Origin of the sequence: Helicobacter anatolicus (genome assembly GCF_021300615.1) — a bacterium.
Lineage (GTDB): Bacteria > Campylobacterota > Campylobacteria > Campylobacterales > Helicobacteraceae > Helicobacter_H > Helicobacter_H anatolicus.
The window spans coordinates 39,290-54,553 of record NZ_JAJTMY010000003.1 but is presented as its reverse complement, the minus strand read 5'-3'; the positions used below and the strand labels follow the sequence as shown (position 1 = coordinate 54,553).

Sequence of the window (15,264 nt, the reverse complement as noted above, 5' to 3'; positions counted from 1 at the left end):
AAATTTTTGTTTGTATTTAGAATATCTCATATACAAGAAAGGTTTAAAAAGGATAATTTTCCCCTTTTTAATAAGTTTTTAATTTTTTTTTCGCTACCCTATTAGTTTATTATTATAAAAAAAAGGATATAGATGAACAATTTTTCCAAACTTGGATTTATATTGGCCACTCTAGGAAGCTCTATTGGTTTAGGGCATATTTGGCGTTTTCCTTATATGGCCGGGACAAGTGGTGGAGGTGCTTTTGTTTTACTTTTTGTTGCGATCACTTTTGTAATTGGTGTTTCTATGTTGATTGCTGAAATGGTGATGGGAAATCAGGCAAAAACAAATGTACAAGATGCATATAAAAACCTTGATGCAAGCAAGGGGCAAAAGTGGGAATATGTTGGATTCACAGTAATTGGCGGCCCATTAATTTTGACATTTTATTGTGTGATTTTAGGCTGGGTTTTATATTATCTTTTTTATGTGAGTTTTGATCTACCACAAACTTTGGAGAGTTCTAACAAGATGTTTGAAAACCTTGTGGAGCAAAACATGTTAATACAGATTTTGGCATTTTTTGCAGTTGTAGCTTCTACAGGGTATTTTGTATCTCGTGGAGTAAAAAGTGGAATTGAAAGTCTTAATTTTGTTTTAATGCCATTATTGTTTATTATTTTTATTGGTCTTTTGGTTTATGCAATGACTTTAGATTCTTTTGGAAAAGGATGGGAGTTTATGTTCCATGTAGATTTTACAAAGATTGATTCTAAGGTTCTTGTTGATGCATTGGGACAAGTGTTTTTTTCTTTATCTCTTGGAGTGGGGATTATTATAACTTATGCAGCTTCTACAGAAAAAAATCAAAATCTCTTTACAAGTGCAATGTGGGTAGTGATCCCTGGAATATTAATCTCTCTTATTGCAGGAGTAATGATCTTTACCTTTGTATTTGAATATAATGCTGAACCTAGCGCAGGACCAGGATTGATTTTTGTGACACTACCTTTGGTTTTTGCAAAAATGGGATTGGCTGGTAATATTATTTGTGTGCTCTTTATGATTGGTCTTGCTTTTGCAGGAATTTCAAGCACAGTTTCATTGCTAGAACCTGCAGTAAAATGGTTAGAAGATAAAACAAGTCTTAATAGATTTAAAGCAGCTTGGATTTTATCATTTTTGATTTTTATTGTGGGAGTTGTGTTGATTTTTTCTCTTAATCCAGAATATACAAAATTCTTAAGTATTTATGGAAAAAATCTCTTTGATTGGGCAGATTGGCTTAGCGCTAATATTATTATGACACTTGGTGGACTTGCTTCTTGTGTGTTTGTAGGATGGGGGATAAATAAAGAGAAGTTAAGAAGCTTTACAGAGCATTTTCTTAAAGGCGTTAGCTTTGATCTTTGGTTGTTTTCATTGCGATTTTTAGCACCTGTTACAGTGATTGTAATTTTATTACATAAGTTTTTGGAGAGTTTATGAACAATTTTTCCAAACTTGGATTTATATTGGCCACTCTAGGAAGCTCTATTGGTTTAGGGCATATTTGGCGTTTTCCTTATATGGCCGGGACAAGTGGTGGAGGTGCTTTTGTTTTACTTTTTGTTGCGATCACTTTTGTAATTGGTGTTTCTATGTTGATTGCTGAAATGGTGATGGGAAATCAGGCAAAAACAAATGTACAAGATGCATATAAAAACCTTGATGCAAGCAAGAAAAAACTTTGGCAATATGCTGGATTATTTCTTGTTGCTGGCCCATTAATTTTGACATTTTATTGTGTGGTTTTAGGTTGGGTTTTATATTATCTTTTTTATGTGAGTTTTGATCTACCACAAACACTAGAAGAATCTAAAACATTATTTGGTAATGTTTCACAAAATATACAATTACAGATTTTGGCATTTTTTGCAGTTGTAGCTTCTACAGGGTATTTTGTATCTCGTGGAGTAAAAAGTGGAATTGAAAGTCTTAATTTTGTTTTAATGCCATTATTGTTTATTATTTTTATTGGTCTTTTGGTTTATGCAATGACTTTAGATTCTTTTGGAAAAGGATGGGAGTTTATGTTCCATGTAGATTTTACAAAGATTGATTCTAAGGTTCTTGTTGATGCATTGGGACAAGTGTTTTTTTCACTCTCAATTGGTGCAGGAACATTGATTACTTATGCAGCTTCTACAGAAAAAAATCAAAATCTCTTTACAAGTGCAATGTGGGTAGTGATCCCTGGAATATTAATCTCTCTTATTGCAGGAGTAATGATCTTTACCTTTGTATTTGAATATAATGCTGAACCTAGCGCAGGACCAGGATTGATTTTTGTGACACTACCTTTGGTTTTTGCAAAAATGGGATTGGCTGGTAATATTATTTGTGTGCTCTTTATGATTGGTCTTGCTTTTGCAGGAATTTCAAGCACAGTTTCATTGCTAGAACCTGCAGTAAAATGGTTAGAAGATAAAACAAGTCTTAATAGATTTAAAGCAGCTTGGATTTTATCATTTTTGATTTTTATTGTGGGAGTTGTGTTGATTTTTTCTCTTAATCCAGAATATACAAAATTCTTAAGTATTTATGGAAAAAATCTCTTTGATTGGGCAGATTGGCTTAGCGCTAATATTATTCTTGCACTTGGTGGACTTGCTTCTTGTGTGTTTGTAGGATGGGGGATAAATAAAGAGAAGTTAAGAAGCTTTACAGAGCATTTTCTTAAAGGCGTTAGCTTTGATCTTTGGTTGTTTTCATTGCGATTTTTAGCACCTGTTACAGTGATTGTAATTTTATTGCGTAAGCTTTTTTAAAGATTAAAAAAAAAACACTCTAAAGCTTTAAGAGGCTTGTTTTGGAGTGTGATTTTTAAAAATTTAAGTGAAAATAACCTCATATTTTTCTACTAAAAACATTGGATGGTAGCTCATTTTTGCTTTTCTTAACCCCTCGATACCTAGATCTTCTTCTCTGTTTGCATATTCTAAGTGGCTAAATGCATTTTTTAAGAATTGTTGATTGATGATTTGATAAGCACCTGCATATTGTGCATTTGCTTTTTCAATATGGATAAGCGCCATTTTATTGTTGATTTCTTCACCAAAACTAAAAGCAATAATGTTTTGATTAATTTTTATAATTCCACCCTTAAGTTTTAAAGCTTCCCAATTTTGTAATACATCAATAATTCCCTCATTTTCATGAATAAGACCTTGTGATGGGTTTTTTTGTGTGTCAAACCAAATCTTCCAAGTATTTAGAAGTTCTTCTGTATTCTTCTTTGTGATTTCTTCATAAATAAAATCTGGATAACTTTGCAAAAACTTATTAAGATGGTTTTTTTTCTTATGATATTTTCTACCATTTAAGGCAATAAGTTCGGGTATATTATAAATATAGTCACTGCGATCACGATTGAGTTTTGCTTCAAAAGACCCTTGAAAATGTGTTTCAAAAAAATCCAATGCATATTGTTGTAGAGAATGAAATTCTAAGGGAGTTTTTGTGTTATTTGCATATTCTTTTAGCGTAAGAATGGCAGCTTTTTTGTCTCCATTTCCAATTGGAAAAAAATAAAATGGTGTATGTTTTGGATATGTAGTTTGTATTACTAAGCAGTTGGAAACAATTGCATAGGCAATTTTTCTTGCTTTTCTCCAAAGATAGAGATTAATAAAGCTAATATCAGAAATTAGAAAATCTTCTTGTTGTAAAAAATTCTGTATGATAGCTTGGTCTTCAAGCGTGATTTCCTTAAAAGTTAGCATAAAATCTCCTTATAAATTAGTTGTATGGATAGCTTCCTAACCATTTGAGTATTTCGCCTTTTTTTTTAAAAAGTTTTTGTAAATTTTCTTCATCTCTATGACCTTCAAATTCAAGATAAAATCCGCAAAGATCATCTGTATCCACAAAACAAGAATCTATCTTTAGTAGATTCTTGTTTTGATTTTCTAAATCCTGCAATAAATCTACTAAATCTTTTATCTTGTTGTGAGTTTTTGGTATTAAACATGCCGAAGTTTTATCTTTTTTGCTGGGCGAAGTGATATAATCACCAATCATAAAAAAATGCATTGTATTTGTGTGCCCAATATTTTTAAATAAAATTGGCAGATGATAAAGTGTAGCGAAAAATTCAGAACAAAAGATCCCCGCATCTTTTTCTTCTTGATATTCTATAAAATCTGTGTAAGAATCTAGGATAGAAAGTGTAAAATTTTTAATTTTTTTAGATTCTAAGAAGGTTTGACAATGTATTAAATCACTATTTTTGATATAGATTTTTTTGATTTGTATAGCAGGATTTTTACTGGCAAAAACAAAAGAGGGAGAGAGGCTTAAGGTTGCAATAATTTTTATTTCTTCTTTTAAAAGTAGTGATAAGATTTCTTTTTGTATTCCGCTTGAAGTATGTTTTAAGGGGAAGATGGCATATTTTGCTTGTTTGTTTTTTAATAGAGAGGTAAGTGTGGAGGGGTTGTTGGTGGCGATATATTCACTAATTGCACCAAATTTTTTTCTTGCTATTTGATGGGTATGATCTCCTATGGATCCTAAAAAAACAATTTTTTCTGGAGCTTCTAGATTTCTTGAAATAGCAAAAATTTCTTGAAAAATAATATCAATGGCCTGGTTTGTAAGAAAATTTTTAGGTACTTTGTGAAGATTTTGTAAAATTTCTTTTTCTCTTTGAGGGTTGTAAATATTAATATTTTTTTTAATTTTTTCCTTACCAATTTTTTCTACAAACTTCATGCGATTTTCTAGAAGATGGAGAATTTTTGTATCGATATTATTAATTTTTTTACGCCAATTTTCTATATTTTCTTCCATGTTTTACCTATTTTTTCTTTGGTTTAAAATCTCTAGTTCATCTCGCACAATAAAATCAAAACTTTCTGGTTTGCGTAACATAAATACTTCACCCTTTTCAATGCCTATTTCTGCACATTTACTTCTTGTATTATAGTTGCTACTCATGCTAAAGCCATATGCCCCTGCATTTTCAAATACAATTAAGTCTCCACTTTCCATGGGAGGTAGCATTGCATTTTTTGCTAAAAAATCTCCACTCTCACACACTGGCCCTACGACATCAGCCAGGCTTTTTTCTTGTTCTTTTTTGTGAAAAATTTTTATACCATGATGTGCGTTGTATAAACTAGGGCGCAATAAATCATTCATTGCACCATCAATGATTACAAAGCGTTTATTTTGTGTGTGTTTTTCATAAAGCACTCGTGTTACTAAATAACCTGCTTCTCCAACAATGGATCTGCCAGGCTCGCAAATAATTGTTACATCAAGGCCGTTTAGTTTGGATAGAATGCCTTGGGCATATGCGTATAAATCGATAGTTTTTTCATTTTCATATCGAATGCCAATTCCACCTCCAACATCAAAAAATTTTAGATCAATCCCAATAGCTATAAGGGAGCGTGCAAAATCTGCAATTTTTTGTGTGGATTGAATGATGGGATCTAGTTCTGTGAGTTGCGATCCAATGTGAAAATGTACACCAATAGGCTTAAGAGTAAGAGATTTGTGTGCATAAAGATACATTTGCTTTGCTTCTTGGATATCTACGCCAAATTTGTTTTCACTTAGTCCTGTGGAAATATAAGGATGGGTTTTTGGGTCAATATTTGGATTGACACGGATAGAGATTCTAGCTTCTATTTGCATTTCTTGTGCAATTGCTTCAATCCTTTTGAGTTCAGCAAAAGATTCTACATTGATAAATAAAATGCCAATTTTTAATGCTTCTTTGATTTCGCTATCCTTTTTTCCTACACCGCTAAAAATGATTCTATAAGGTTTGATACCTGCTAAAATTGCGCGCTTAATTTCACCGATAGAAACGCAGTCTGCACCCCCTTCAAGTTCTGCAATTTTTGCAACTACACTAAGATTTGAATTTGCTTTTAAGGCAAAACAAATAAGATTTTTTCGTCCAGCAAATGCTTGTTTATATGCCAGAAATTTTTCTTGAATCTTATCGAGATTGTAAAGATAAAAAGGGGTTTCATATTGCTGTGCAATTTCGCAAAAATTAATCATTACTTCTATCCTTAGTTCAATAAACTTTTTGGTATAATCTTACCAAAAACCTTAAAATAAAGCGATGGATATGGAAACACAAGCGGTTTTTGTTGCGTATTGCGTGATTGGTGTTATTCTTTTAGTGGTTAGTGCGCGCTTATATTATAAAAAAACTCAAAAAGATAATGAAATGCTAGAATCGGGGGAGTTGAATTGTAATTTAATTTTTAAAAAGCTTAAATCTTCGCAATGCGCACGAGAAGATTTATATTACTATATTGATTATTTTTTTAAAAATTATCATACTTTAAAGCCCAGTATTAAGCAAAGTAAGGATTTGTTAAAAATTGTTTGTTTACATAAGCATACCAATGCACAAATTATTTTAAAAACACAAAAACTTCTTATTGATTTGAATCCAAATATTAAGTATCAACTTAATAAAATTGTAGAAATACGCGCAGGAATTTGTTGATGTCACAAAGCTCTTTTGAAGAAAAAGTATCAGTTTTATTGCAAGAACCAATTATGGCTTCTGTGCTTATGTTTGATAATGACTATACACCAATGGATTTTGTAGTGGAGTTACTTGTAGAGATTTTTGAAAAAAATTATAATAAGGCTACAGAGATTATGTTAAGCGTGCATAATGATGGCAGCGGGGTTTGTGGGACATATCCTTATGATATTGCGGAGTTGAAAATAAATCTTGCAAAAAATAAAGCAGAGGCTTGCGGTTACCCTTTGAGATTTGAGCTTAAAATGCTTTGAGGTGGATATATGAAAAGTTTTTTGGGTCCAACAATGGCGAGAATTATTGATGAATCTGTAAAAATTAGTAAGCGCATGCAGCATAATGTTTTAACAATTGAGCATGTGTTTTTTGCATTGATACATAACAAATATGGCATGCAGATTTTAAAAAATTGTGGAATCAATCAAGAAGATTTGCAAAGACATGTCGGGCAGTATCTTGTAAAACATGTTCCTATTTCTGAGGTAAATAGTATTCCGGAACAAACTCCTGCTTTGCAAAGAGTGTTTTTTAATATGATTAATCATGCTAAGATAAATCAGCAAAAACAGCTTGATGTTCAGGATTTTTTGATTTTTATGCTTGAGGAGGAGCAAAGCTATAGTACATTATTATTAAAAAGCTATGAGGTAGATCGTGGCTTGATTTTGGAAGCAGCTTCTCAGGTAGCAGAAGATTCTCAAGAAGATCCTTTAAAAAAATACGCACAAAATCTTAATCTTCTTGCTAAAAAAGGAAAAATTGACCCTATTATTGGAAGGGAAAAAGAAATTGAGCGTGTTAGTGAGATTCTTTGCAAAAGAAAGAAAAATAATGCCATTTTAATTGGTGAGCCTGGTGTAGGCAAAACTGCAATTGCCGAGGGGATTGCACTAAGTATTGTGCAAAAAACTTGTGTTAAGGCATTAAATAATTTTGAAATTTATAGTCTTGATTTGGCGGGTATGGTTGCTGGAAGCAAGTATCGTGGAGATTTTGAAAAGCGTTTGAAAAGTGTTGTGGAATCTATACAAGAGCAAGAAAATATAATTTTGTTTATTGATGAGATTCATATGATTGTAGGTGCTGGTGCTACAGGAAATAATGGAAATATGGATGCTGCAAATATTTTAAAGCCTCTTTTGTCTAGTGGAAAATTACGATGCATTGGTGCAACAACCTTTCAAGAATATAAAAATTATTTTTTGAAAGATAGGGCTTTGTCTCGTAGGTTTATGAGTGTTGAAGTACTTGAGCCTAGCATTGAAGATTGTTATAAAATTTTACAAAGAGTAGCTCCTCTTTATGAGGATTATCATCAGGTAAAATATAGTGATGAGGCAATTAGGGCTTGTGTAGATCTTTCACATGCTTATATAAATGAGCGATTTTTACCCGATAAGGCAATTGATCTTTTAGATGAATCGGGGGTAAATTTAGAGTATAAAAAACATAGGAATATTGAAAAAAAACAGATTGAAGATACTTTGGCAAAATTTGTCAATATTCCTAGAGAGGTGCTAAGATCAGATGAAAAGCAGCTGTTGCAAAGATTGGAGAAAACTTTGCAAAAAGAAGTATTTTCTCAAAATGAAGCGATTGCTAAAATTGTTTCTGCTATTAAAATTAACAAAGCAGGGCTTGGAGAATTAGATAAGCCAATTGGTAGTTTTTTATTTGTGGGACCTAGCGGGGTAGGAAAAACTTCTTTAGCACAAAATCTAAGTCAAGCATTAGGGATTAAGTTTTATAGAATTGATATGAGTGAATACATGGAAGCACATAGTGTTGCAAAGCTTATTGGCTCTCCAAATGGGTATGTAGGGTTTGAGCAAGGGGGAATGCTTGTGGATATGATTCGTAAAAACCCGCATTGCGTACTATTGCTTGATGAAATTGAAAAAGCACATTCAGATATTTACAATCTTTTGTTGCAAGTGATGGATGATGCAAGTTTGCGTGATAATTTGGGAAATAAGGCAGATTTTAGAAATGTAATTTTGATTATGACTTCTAATGCTGGCACAAAAGAAATACAAAAATTAGGATTTAATGCAAGCATGCAAGATAAGCACTCAAGTGCAATTAAGGATTTGTTTTCACCAGAATTTAGAGGTAGGTTAGATGGAGTGATATATTTTAATTCATTAGATAAAAAAGACTATGTAAATATTGCAAAAAAACAAATTGTATTGTTAAATAAGAAGTTAAAAGAAAAAGAAATTAGTTTACAAATCGATTCTAAAGCATTGGATTTTATTGCTTCTTATGCGCTAGATCCAATGCTAGGAGCTAGGGAAATAGCAAATATTATTAACACGCAAATCAAGCCAAAGCTTAGTGAAATGATTTTATTTGAAATAAAAGATAGACCTTGTAGGCTAAAAATTACTTTATTTCAAAATCAATTAAAAATTGTAAAAAATAGTAGGCTCAAATCCGATAGGTTAATAGTAATGGAAAATTAAGGTTGTATGATGTTGAAAATTGTAATATTATGCGGTGGTAGTGGCACGAGATTATGGCCACTTTCAAGGGAGGATTATCCCAAGCAATTTAGTAAGATTTTAGGCAATCGCTCATTGTTTCAAGAGACATTATTGCGGAATCTTGTTTTAGAAAAAGAAGAAAGTGCAGAAATTGAAATTATTTCTAATGAAAAATATCATTTTTTGTTAGAGAATCAAAGCAGTGAAATTTCTCAAACAATTCATCATTATATTTTAGAATCTTTACCAAAAAATACAGCTGCAGCCATTGCTTTTAGTGCATTTAATGCTAAAGAAAAGGATATTTTACTTGTATTGCCAAGTGATCATTTGATTTCTAATAAAGAGCTTTATTATAAAACCGTAAAAAAAGCAATGGAATTTGCTAGGCATGGATATTTGGTGACTTTTGGAATTTCTCCGACTTCTCCGCATACAGGTTATGGTTATATAAAAAGTAATCAGGGGGTCGTAGAGTGTTTTAAAGAAAAGCCAGATTATAATCTTGCAAAAAGTTATTTTGAAGACGGGGGGTATTTTTGGAATAGTGGAATGTTTTGTTTTGAAGCAGGAGTTTTTTTACAAGAGCTAAAAACTTATGCAGAAGAGATTTTTCTTTCTACAAAACTTGCATTTCAAAAAGCAAGAAAGCGAAATAATGCATTTTTTATTCCACAAGATATGAGTGAAAAAATCCCTAGCAATAGTATTGATTACGCAGTTTTAGAAAAGAGTCAAAAGGTGTTTTGTTTGGAATCTCATTTTGATTGGAATGATGTGGGGAGTTTTGATTCTTTAAGTCAAGAATTTGGAAAGAAGAAAGAGGGGTTTAATCCTATAAAAGTTGTTTCCAAAGAGTCAAAAAACAACTTTATTATGTCAGATAAATTGGTTGCTACTATTGGTATAGAAGATTTGATTATTATTGATACACCAGATTCTTTATTGGTGTCTAAAAAAAATCAAACTCAAGCTATTAAGGATATTTTACCTCAGGTTCAAAAAATTGCTCCACATCTTATACGAACACATCAGATTACCTATCGCCCTTGGGGATATTATCAGATACTTTTGGAGACGCAAACTTATAAAATTAAGCAAATTGTAATTAAACCAAAGTCCCGTTTATCTTTGCAAAAACATTTTCATCGTAATGAGCATTGGATTGTTGTTAGTGGGCGTGCAAATGTGACACTAGAAGATAAGGTTTTTATCCTAGAACCCAATCAATCTACTTATATTCCACAAGAAAAAATACATCGTCTTGCAAATTTGGAGGAAGAGGATTTGGTGGTTATTGAGGTGCAAATGGGAAGTTATTTAGGGGAGGATGATATTGTGCGCCTTGAGGACGACTTTTCGCGATGTTAAAAATCCTGTTTTTTTGTCTTTTTGCTGTATTTGCATTTTGTATTGAACTTTTTCAGCCCATTGTATTAGAAGATTTAACAGAAATTGATGCAAAACAATATTTAGTCAGTGAAAAATTAGATGGGATGCGTGCATATTGGAATGGAAAGCAATTGGTTTCTAAGAGTGGGCGAGTAATTGAAGCACCTGAGTGGTTTATACAAAATCTCCCACCTTTTTGTTTAGATGGAGAACTTTATACAAAAAGAAAGGATTTTGAACATATTATTTCAATTATTAAAAGTAGAAAAAATCAAGATTCTTGGAAAGAATTAAAATATTATATTTTTGAATTGCCATATCAAGAGGGGAATTTAAAGCAAAGATTACAGGTTTTAAAAGACTATCTTCTTATTCATCCTATTGCACATGTAAAAATTATTCCACAATATCAGTTTCAAAATACAAAAGAAATTGAGGAATTTTTTTTAGAGATTAAGAAATTACATGGTGAGGGGATTGTATTGCGAAAAAATGATACTCCTTATCAAACAGGGCGTAGCCAAAATGCTTTAAAATATAAAGTTTTTTTAGATAGTGAATGTGAGATTATTGGTTATAAAATGGGAAAAAAATCTTTGAGGGATAAGGTGGGGAGTTTTGTTTGCAAGGAGGGGGAAAGGGTTTTTAATGTAGGTAGCGGACTTGATAATAAAATAAGAGAAAATCCCCCACCACTTGGCACAATTATTACTTATAAGTATTATCAAACTACTAAAAATAATCTTCCTAAGCATCCGGTTTTTCTTCGTGTGCGTAATGATTTTTGATCTAAAATTTATGCTTATGTTATAATGTTTGAAAATTCTAAAGGAAATAGATGAAAAAGGTTGCATTAATTACAGGGATTACGGGTCAAGATGGCGCCTATCTTGCAGAATTTCTTCTTAAAAAAGGTTATGAGGTGCATGGTATAAAAAGACGCGCTTCTTTGTTTAATACAGATAGAATTGATCATATTTATCAAGATCCACATGCAGAAAATAAAAACTTTTTTTTGCATTATGGGGATATGACAGATTCTATGAATCTTACGCGCATTATTCAAGAAGTACAGCCTGATGAAATCTATAATCTTGCAGCAATGAGCCATGTTGGAGTTTCTTTTGAAACTCCAGAATACACTGCAAATGCTGATGGAATAGGTACTTTGAGAATTTTAGAAGCGATTAGATTGCTCAATCTTGTACAAAAAACTAAAGTCTATCAAGCTTCTACAAGTGAGCTTTATGGATTGGTGCAAGAGATTCCACAAAGTGAAAAAACACCTTTTTATCCACGCTCTCCTTATGCTTGTGCAAAGCTTTATGCATATTGGATTACTATAAATTATCGTGAAGCATATAATATTTTTGCTAGTAATGGAATTTTATTTAACCATGAAAGCCCGATTAGGGGGGAGACTTTTGTGACAAGAAAAATCACGCGTGCAGCAGCTAAAATTGCATTGGGGTTACAAGATGTTTTATATCTTGGGAATCTTTCATCTAAGAGAGATTGGGGACATGCAAAGGATTATGTAAGAATGATGTGGATGATTTTGCAAGCACAAAAGGCGGAGGATTGGGTAATTGCTACAGGGATTACAACAGAGGTAAGAGAATTTGTCAAGATGGCATTTCTAGAGCTTGGGATAGAATTAGATTTTGCTGGAGTTGGGGTAGAGGAAAAGGGCATTGTAAAAGCGTGTTTAGGGGATTTTCAATTACCTATTGGAAAGGAGATTGTTAAAGTGGACCCTAGATATTTTAGACCTACGGAAGTAGATTTATTAATCGGAGATGCCACAAAAGCAAGAGAACAATTAGGATGGGTGCCAGAATATAATTTAAATAATCTTGTTAAAGAAATGGTGCAAAGTGATTTAAAATTAATGCAAAAAGATAAACTATTGCAAGATTCTGGCTACAGCATTATGCGATATTTTGAATAATTGGCTAAACATCATGGAAATGCAAATTTATTATGAAGATACTGATAGTGGTGGAATTGTATATCATGGAAATTATTTAAAATTTTGCGAAAGGGTAAGGAGTAATATTTTTTTTAAACATAACCGATTGCCTCATACCAATGAGGGTGGTTTTGTTGTTCATTCTTTGGAAGCAAAATATTTAAACCCTTTGCGTTTAGGAGATAGGATTAGAGTTTGTTTGGAGGTGCTTGAAGAGAGGGCGAGCATGATGTTGATTCGTCATAGAATTTTTAAAATTTTTGACATGCAGGCACAAAAGAATATGCAACAAGAAGTTTTTTTTATGGATACAAAAATTGTTTATGTAGTGCAAAATAAGATTAAAAAAATACCACAAGAATTGAGAGGAATAATTCATGAAGCAAGTAGTAATTGATTATCCATGTGTTTGGGAATATCGCATTATAGGTGATAATCAAGAGGCAATTTGTGCAGCTGTTTTTGAGATTCTTGCACACCCTTATGAGTTAAAAGTAGCAAATCATTCCAAAAAAGGGCGTTTTATTTCCATGCATTTAAGTACTGAGGTTTTAAATCAAGAAGAACGGGATTTGATTTTTCAAAAACTTTTAAAAAGTCCTGGTATAAAAATGGTGATCTAGGGTTACAAAAAGTAACTCTATAAACTGGGTATTTTATAATTATATGGGATATACCCCCTACCTTGCTATAATTTGAATTATTTAATAAAATATACTTTTTTGGAGGTTTTGATGGATAATGCTTTTGATGGCTCGTATTCGTTTTTGACTAATACTTTTGCTTTTGTAAAAAACTGGTCAGATGTTATAAATGGTTGGCTGGATAATGCAAATGATTTTATGTATACATACTATCTAGTAGCATTATTGGTATTAGTGGGTCTTTACTATAGCTTTCGTTTAGGGTTTGTGCAAATTAGATTACTAAAAGAAAGTATTCGTGTTGTGACTGAAAAAACAGATGCAGATGAAAAGCATGCAGAACATATTAGCCCCTTTCAGGCTTTAATGATTTCAACGGCTTCAAGAGTAGGGATTGGAAATATTGCAGGGATTACGATGGCAGTTACAATTGGGGGAGCTGGTGCGGTATTTTGGATGTGGTTGATGGCATTTTTTGGTGGTGCAAGTGCATTTGCTGAAAGCACATTAGCTCAAGTTTATAAAGTAAAAGATGGTAAAGGTTTTAAGGGGGGTCCTGCATATTATATAAAGTATGCTTTAGGTTCAAAATGGTTAGGGTCACTTTTTGCAATTTTCTTGATTTTAACATATGCATATGGATTTAATGGCTTGCAGTCAAATACCATGACTTCAGCATTTGAAATTTATTGTCAAGAAGGTAATTTTGCAGATAGTAATTTTAAACTTTATATTGGTCTGATTCTTACAATTTTTTCTGCAGCGATGTTTTTTTCAAAAAGTCATTTTATTGGAAAAGTAAGTTCTTTGATTGTTCCTTATATGGCACTTGCCTACGTGCTTTTGGCATTTATTGCAGTATTTTTAAATTATGAAAAAATTCCTGAGGTATGTAAAATTATTTTGCAAGATGCATTTGATTTTAAGGCAATTTTTGGTGGTTTTGCAGGTAGTGCGATTGTAATTGGAATTAAAAGAGGATTATTTTCTAATGAAGCGGGTATGGGGTCAGCACCTAATGCCGCAGCTGCTGCGCATACAAGCCATCCTGTCAAGCAAGGTTTAGTGCAATCTTTAAGTGTTTTAATTGATGTGATCATTTGCTCTAGTTCAGCATTTTTGGTTCTTTTTTCTACTTCTTTTGTTGGAAAGGGGCAGGAGCTTAAGGGAATGCCATTGGTACAAAGTGCGATGCAGGAGTATTTTGGTAGTATAGGATTGCATTTTGTTACGATTGCAGTAGTGTTATTTGCTATTACTTCATTGATAGGAAATTATTATTATGCGCAAGCAAATATCAAGTATCTTACAAAAAATAAAATTTTAATAAGATTGTTTCAAGCAAGTGCAGTAGCAATGGTTTTTATCGGTGCGCAAATGGACTTGAAGCTCGCTTGGAATATGGCAGATGTATTGATGGCATTAATGGCTACTTTAAATATTGTGGCAATCTTGCTTTTATCAGGTATTGTTCACAAGGTATTAAAAGATTATATTCAGCAAAGAAAACAGGGGTTAGATCCTCAGTTTAGTGCAAAGAAACTAGGAATAAAAAATGCAGAATGTTGGAATTAATATAATCCAAGTTTGCTTACGATTTTTAGAAGATTCTAAGCCTTAAATCAAGGCTTAGTTTAATATTTTTACTCGATCTTTTAAAGACTAATGATTGCTAAAATAGAGGTGATTATTAGTCCGGATAAAAATGCAATAATGCTCGCCTTTCTATTTTGCTTCGCCCAAGAAGTCATGATAAATCCGCTGAAATAAAACAATAGTAATGCAATACTAAAAATAATACTAAAAACAATAAATGGTTTTTTTACTTTAGCTTTATGTAACATAATCAAATTGCCAATAAAACTTCTTGTGTTGGTTGTAATGGCGATATGATTTGGTTGTTGAGAAAAAGTAACAAAATATTTTGTACTACCCATTGTATAGAGTTTAAGTTTCTTATTGTATTTTAGAGAAGTTTGTGCAGGAAGAGGAATATTATTTTCTTGCAAAAATGATAATACAAAAGCTTCTTTATCTGTAATGTGATTATTATGAATAATCTGAAATTCTTGTTTTTTTAGTTGAAAATCTTGTTGGATTCCACAAATATAAAGAATCCCAGTAATACTAAAAAGTAGCGCCATGGGCAAAAAAAATACACTTGCATAAATATGGATTTTTCTAAAAGTTTTTTTAATCAAGGTAAGCCATCCTTTTGATTTTAATTAT

The 15,264-nt window shown here is 32.1% G+C and carries 15 protein-coding genes; 11 read left to right on the top strand and 4 right to left on the bottom strand.

Annotated elements, in window-relative coordinates; translation table 11 throughout:
* The first annotated feature begins 132 nt into the window (after positions 1 to 132).
* On the top strand, positions 133 to 1,470 hold the full coding sequence (locus tag LW133_RS04595) for a sodium-dependent transporter (RefSeq protein WP_233077061.1): 1,338 nt from the start codon (positions 133 to 135) through the stop codon (positions 1,468 to 1,470).
* Positions 1,467 to 2,792 (top strand): sodium-dependent transporter, encoded by a 1,326-nt coding sequence (locus LW133_RS04590; protein ID WP_233077060.1) that lies wholly within the window; start codon positions 1,467 to 1,469, stop codon positions 2,790 to 2,792. Before LW133_RS04595 ends, LW133_RS04590 begins: the two co-directional genes overlap by 4 nt.
* Positions 2,793 to 2,855: 63 nt before the next feature.
* On the opposite strand, the gene LW133_RS04585 is transcribed toward LW133_RS04590, so the two are convergent.
* From LW133_RS04585 to lysA, 3 genes are read right to left on the bottom strand one after another with little or no spacing between them, the layout of a single operon-like run.
* The gene (locus LW133_RS04585; protein ID WP_233077059.1) at positions 2,856 to 3,746 is read right to left on the bottom strand and encodes a DUF2156 domain-containing protein; all 891 of its coding nucleotides are present in this window, start codon (positions 3,744 to 3,746) and stop codon (positions 2,856 to 2,858) included.
* Between the two features lie 16 nt (positions 3,747 to 3,762).
* Positions 3,763 to 4,815, bottom strand: coding sequence for a bifunctional chorismate mutase/prephenate dehydratase (locus tag LW133_RS04580; protein ID WP_233077058.1), 1,053 nt, complete (start codon positions 4,813 to 4,815; stop codon positions 3,763 to 3,765).
* 3 nt (positions 4,816 to 4,818) lie between these two features.
* Complete coding sequence (gene lysA / locus LW133_RS04575) at positions 4,819 to 6,042, bottom strand: diaminopimelate decarboxylase (protein ID WP_233077057.1); 1,224 nt, start codon at positions 6,040 to 6,042, stop codon at positions 4,819 to 4,821.
* Between the two features lie 70 nt (positions 6,043 to 6,112).
* Between lysA and LW133_RS04570 the strand changes: the two genes are divergently transcribed.
* The 9 genes from LW133_RS04570 (at position 6,113) to LW133_RS04530 (ending at position 14,610) form a co-directional block, all read left to right on the top strand.
* Positions 6,113 to 6,499: a hypothetical protein gene (locus tag LW133_RS04570; RefSeq protein ID WP_233077056.1), complete on the top strand. Its 387-nt coding sequence runs from the start codon at positions 6,113 to 6,115 to the stop codon at positions 6,497 to 6,499.
* Positions 6,499 to 6,795 (top strand): ATP-dependent Clp protease adaptor ClpS, encoded by a 297-nt coding sequence (locus LW133_RS04565; RefSeq protein ID WP_233038429.1) that lies wholly within the window; start codon positions 6,499 to 6,501, stop codon positions 6,793 to 6,795. Before LW133_RS04570 ends, LW133_RS04565 begins: the two co-directional genes overlap by 1 nt.
* A 9-nt stretch (positions 6,796 to 6,804) precedes the next feature.
* Positions 6,805 to 9,006, top strand: coding sequence for an AAA family ATPase (locus LW133_RS04560; protein WP_233077055.1), 2,202 nt, complete (start codon positions 6,805 to 6,807; stop codon positions 9,004 to 9,006).
* 9 nt (positions 9,007 to 9,015) lie between these two features.
* Complete coding sequence (locus tag LW133_RS04555) at positions 9,016 to 10,398, top strand: mannose-1-phosphate guanylyltransferase/mannose-6-phosphate isomerase (RefSeq protein ID WP_332908894.1); 1,383 nt, start codon at positions 9,016 to 9,018, stop codon at positions 10,396 to 10,398.
* Complete coding sequence (locus LW133_RS04550; RefSeq protein ID WP_233077054.1) at positions 10,392 to 11,207, top strand: DNA ligase; 816 nt, start codon at positions 10,392 to 10,394, stop codon at positions 11,205 to 11,207. Before LW133_RS04555 ends, LW133_RS04550 begins: the two co-directional genes overlap by 7 nt.
* Before the next feature lie 50 nt (positions 11,208 to 11,257).
* Positions 11,258 to 12,370: a GDP-mannose 4,6-dehydratase gene (gmd, locus tag LW133_RS04545; protein WP_233077053.1), complete on the top strand. Its 1,113-nt coding sequence runs from the start codon at positions 11,258 to 11,260 to the stop codon at positions 12,368 to 12,370.
* On the top strand, positions 12,363 to 12,788 hold the full coding sequence (locus LW133_RS04540) for a YbgC/FadM family acyl-CoA thioesterase (RefSeq protein WP_233077052.1): 426 nt from the start codon (positions 12,363 to 12,365) through the stop codon (positions 12,786 to 12,788). The genes gmd and LW133_RS04540 overlap by 8 nt, the downstream gene beginning before the upstream one ends.
* Positions 12,769 to 13,014, top strand: coding sequence for an HP0495 family protein (locus tag LW133_RS04535; protein WP_233077051.1), 246 nt, complete (start codon positions 12,769 to 12,771; stop codon positions 13,012 to 13,014). The genes LW133_RS04540 and LW133_RS04535 overlap by 20 nt, the downstream gene beginning before the upstream one ends.
* Positions 13,015 to 13,125: 111 nt before the next feature.
* Positions 13,126 to 14,610 carry an alanine/glycine:cation symporter family protein gene (locus tag LW133_RS04530; RefSeq protein ID WP_408610460.1) on the top strand — a complete coding sequence of 495 codons (1,485 nt, stop codon included), beginning with the start codon at positions 13,126 to 13,128 and terminating at the stop codon, positions 14,608 to 14,610.
* 80 nt (positions 14,611 to 14,690) lie between these two features.
* Here LW133_RS04530 and LW133_RS04525 read toward each other — a convergent pair whose 3' ends face one another.
* Positions 14,691 to 15,236, bottom strand: a complete 546-nt coding sequence (locus LW133_RS04525; protein ID WP_233077050.1) for a hypothetical protein — start codon at positions 15,234 to 15,236, stop codon at positions 14,691 to 14,693.
* Positions 15,237 to 15,264: the final 28 nt, after the last annotated feature.

What these genes read in the sequence shown, in the direction of transcription:
- LW133_RS04595 (WP_233077061.1), top strand. Translation starts at nt 133, where the DNA reads ATGAACAATTTTTCCAAACTTGGATTTATATTGGCCACTCTAGGAAGC.
- LW133_RS04590 (WP_233077060.1), top strand. Translation starts at nt 1,467, where the DNA reads ATGAACAATTTTTCCAAACTTGGATTTATATTGGCCACTCTAGGAAGC.
- LW133_RS04585 (WP_233077059.1), bottom strand. Translation starts at nt 3,746, where the DNA reads ATGCTAACTTTTAAGGAAATCACGCTTGAAGACCAAGCTATCATACAG.
- LW133_RS04580 (WP_233077058.1), bottom strand. Translation starts at nt 4,815, where the DNA reads ATGGAAGAAAATATAGAAAATTGGCGTAAAAAAATTAATAATATCGAT.
- lysA (WP_233077057.1), bottom strand. Translation starts at nt 6,042, where the DNA reads ATGATTAATTTTTGCGAAATTGCACAGCAATATGAAACCCCTTTTTAT.
- LW133_RS04570 (WP_233077056.1), top strand. Translation starts at nt 6,113, where the DNA reads ATGGAAACACAAGCGGTTTTTGTTGCGTATTGCGTGATTGGTGTTATT.
- LW133_RS04565 (WP_233038429.1), top strand. Translation starts at nt 6,499, where the DNA reads ATGTCACAAAGCTCTTTTGAAGAAAAAGTATCAGTTTTATTGCAAGAA.
- LW133_RS04560 (WP_233077055.1), top strand. Translation starts at nt 6,805, where the DNA reads ATGAAAAGTTTTTTGGGTCCAACAATGGCGAGAATTATTGATGAATCT.
- LW133_RS04555 (WP_332908894.1), top strand. Translation starts at nt 9,016, where the DNA reads ATGTTGAAAATTGTAATATTATGCGGTGGTAGTGGCACGAGATTATGG.
- LW133_RS04550 (WP_233077054.1), top strand. Translation starts at nt 10,392, where the DNA reads ATGTTAAAAATCCTGTTTTTTTGTCTTTTTGCTGTATTTGCATTTTGT.
- gmd (WP_233077053.1), top strand. Translation starts at nt 11,258, where the DNA reads ATGAAAAAGGTTGCATTAATTACAGGGATTACGGGTCAAGATGGCGCC.
- LW133_RS04535 (WP_233077051.1), top strand. Translation starts at nt 12,769, where the DNA reads ATGAAGCAAGTAGTAATTGATTATCCATGTGTTTGGGAATATCGCATT.
- LW133_RS04530 (WP_408610460.1), top strand. Translation starts at nt 13,126, where the DNA reads ATGGATAATGCTTTTGATGGCTCGTATTCGTTTTTGACTAATACTTTT.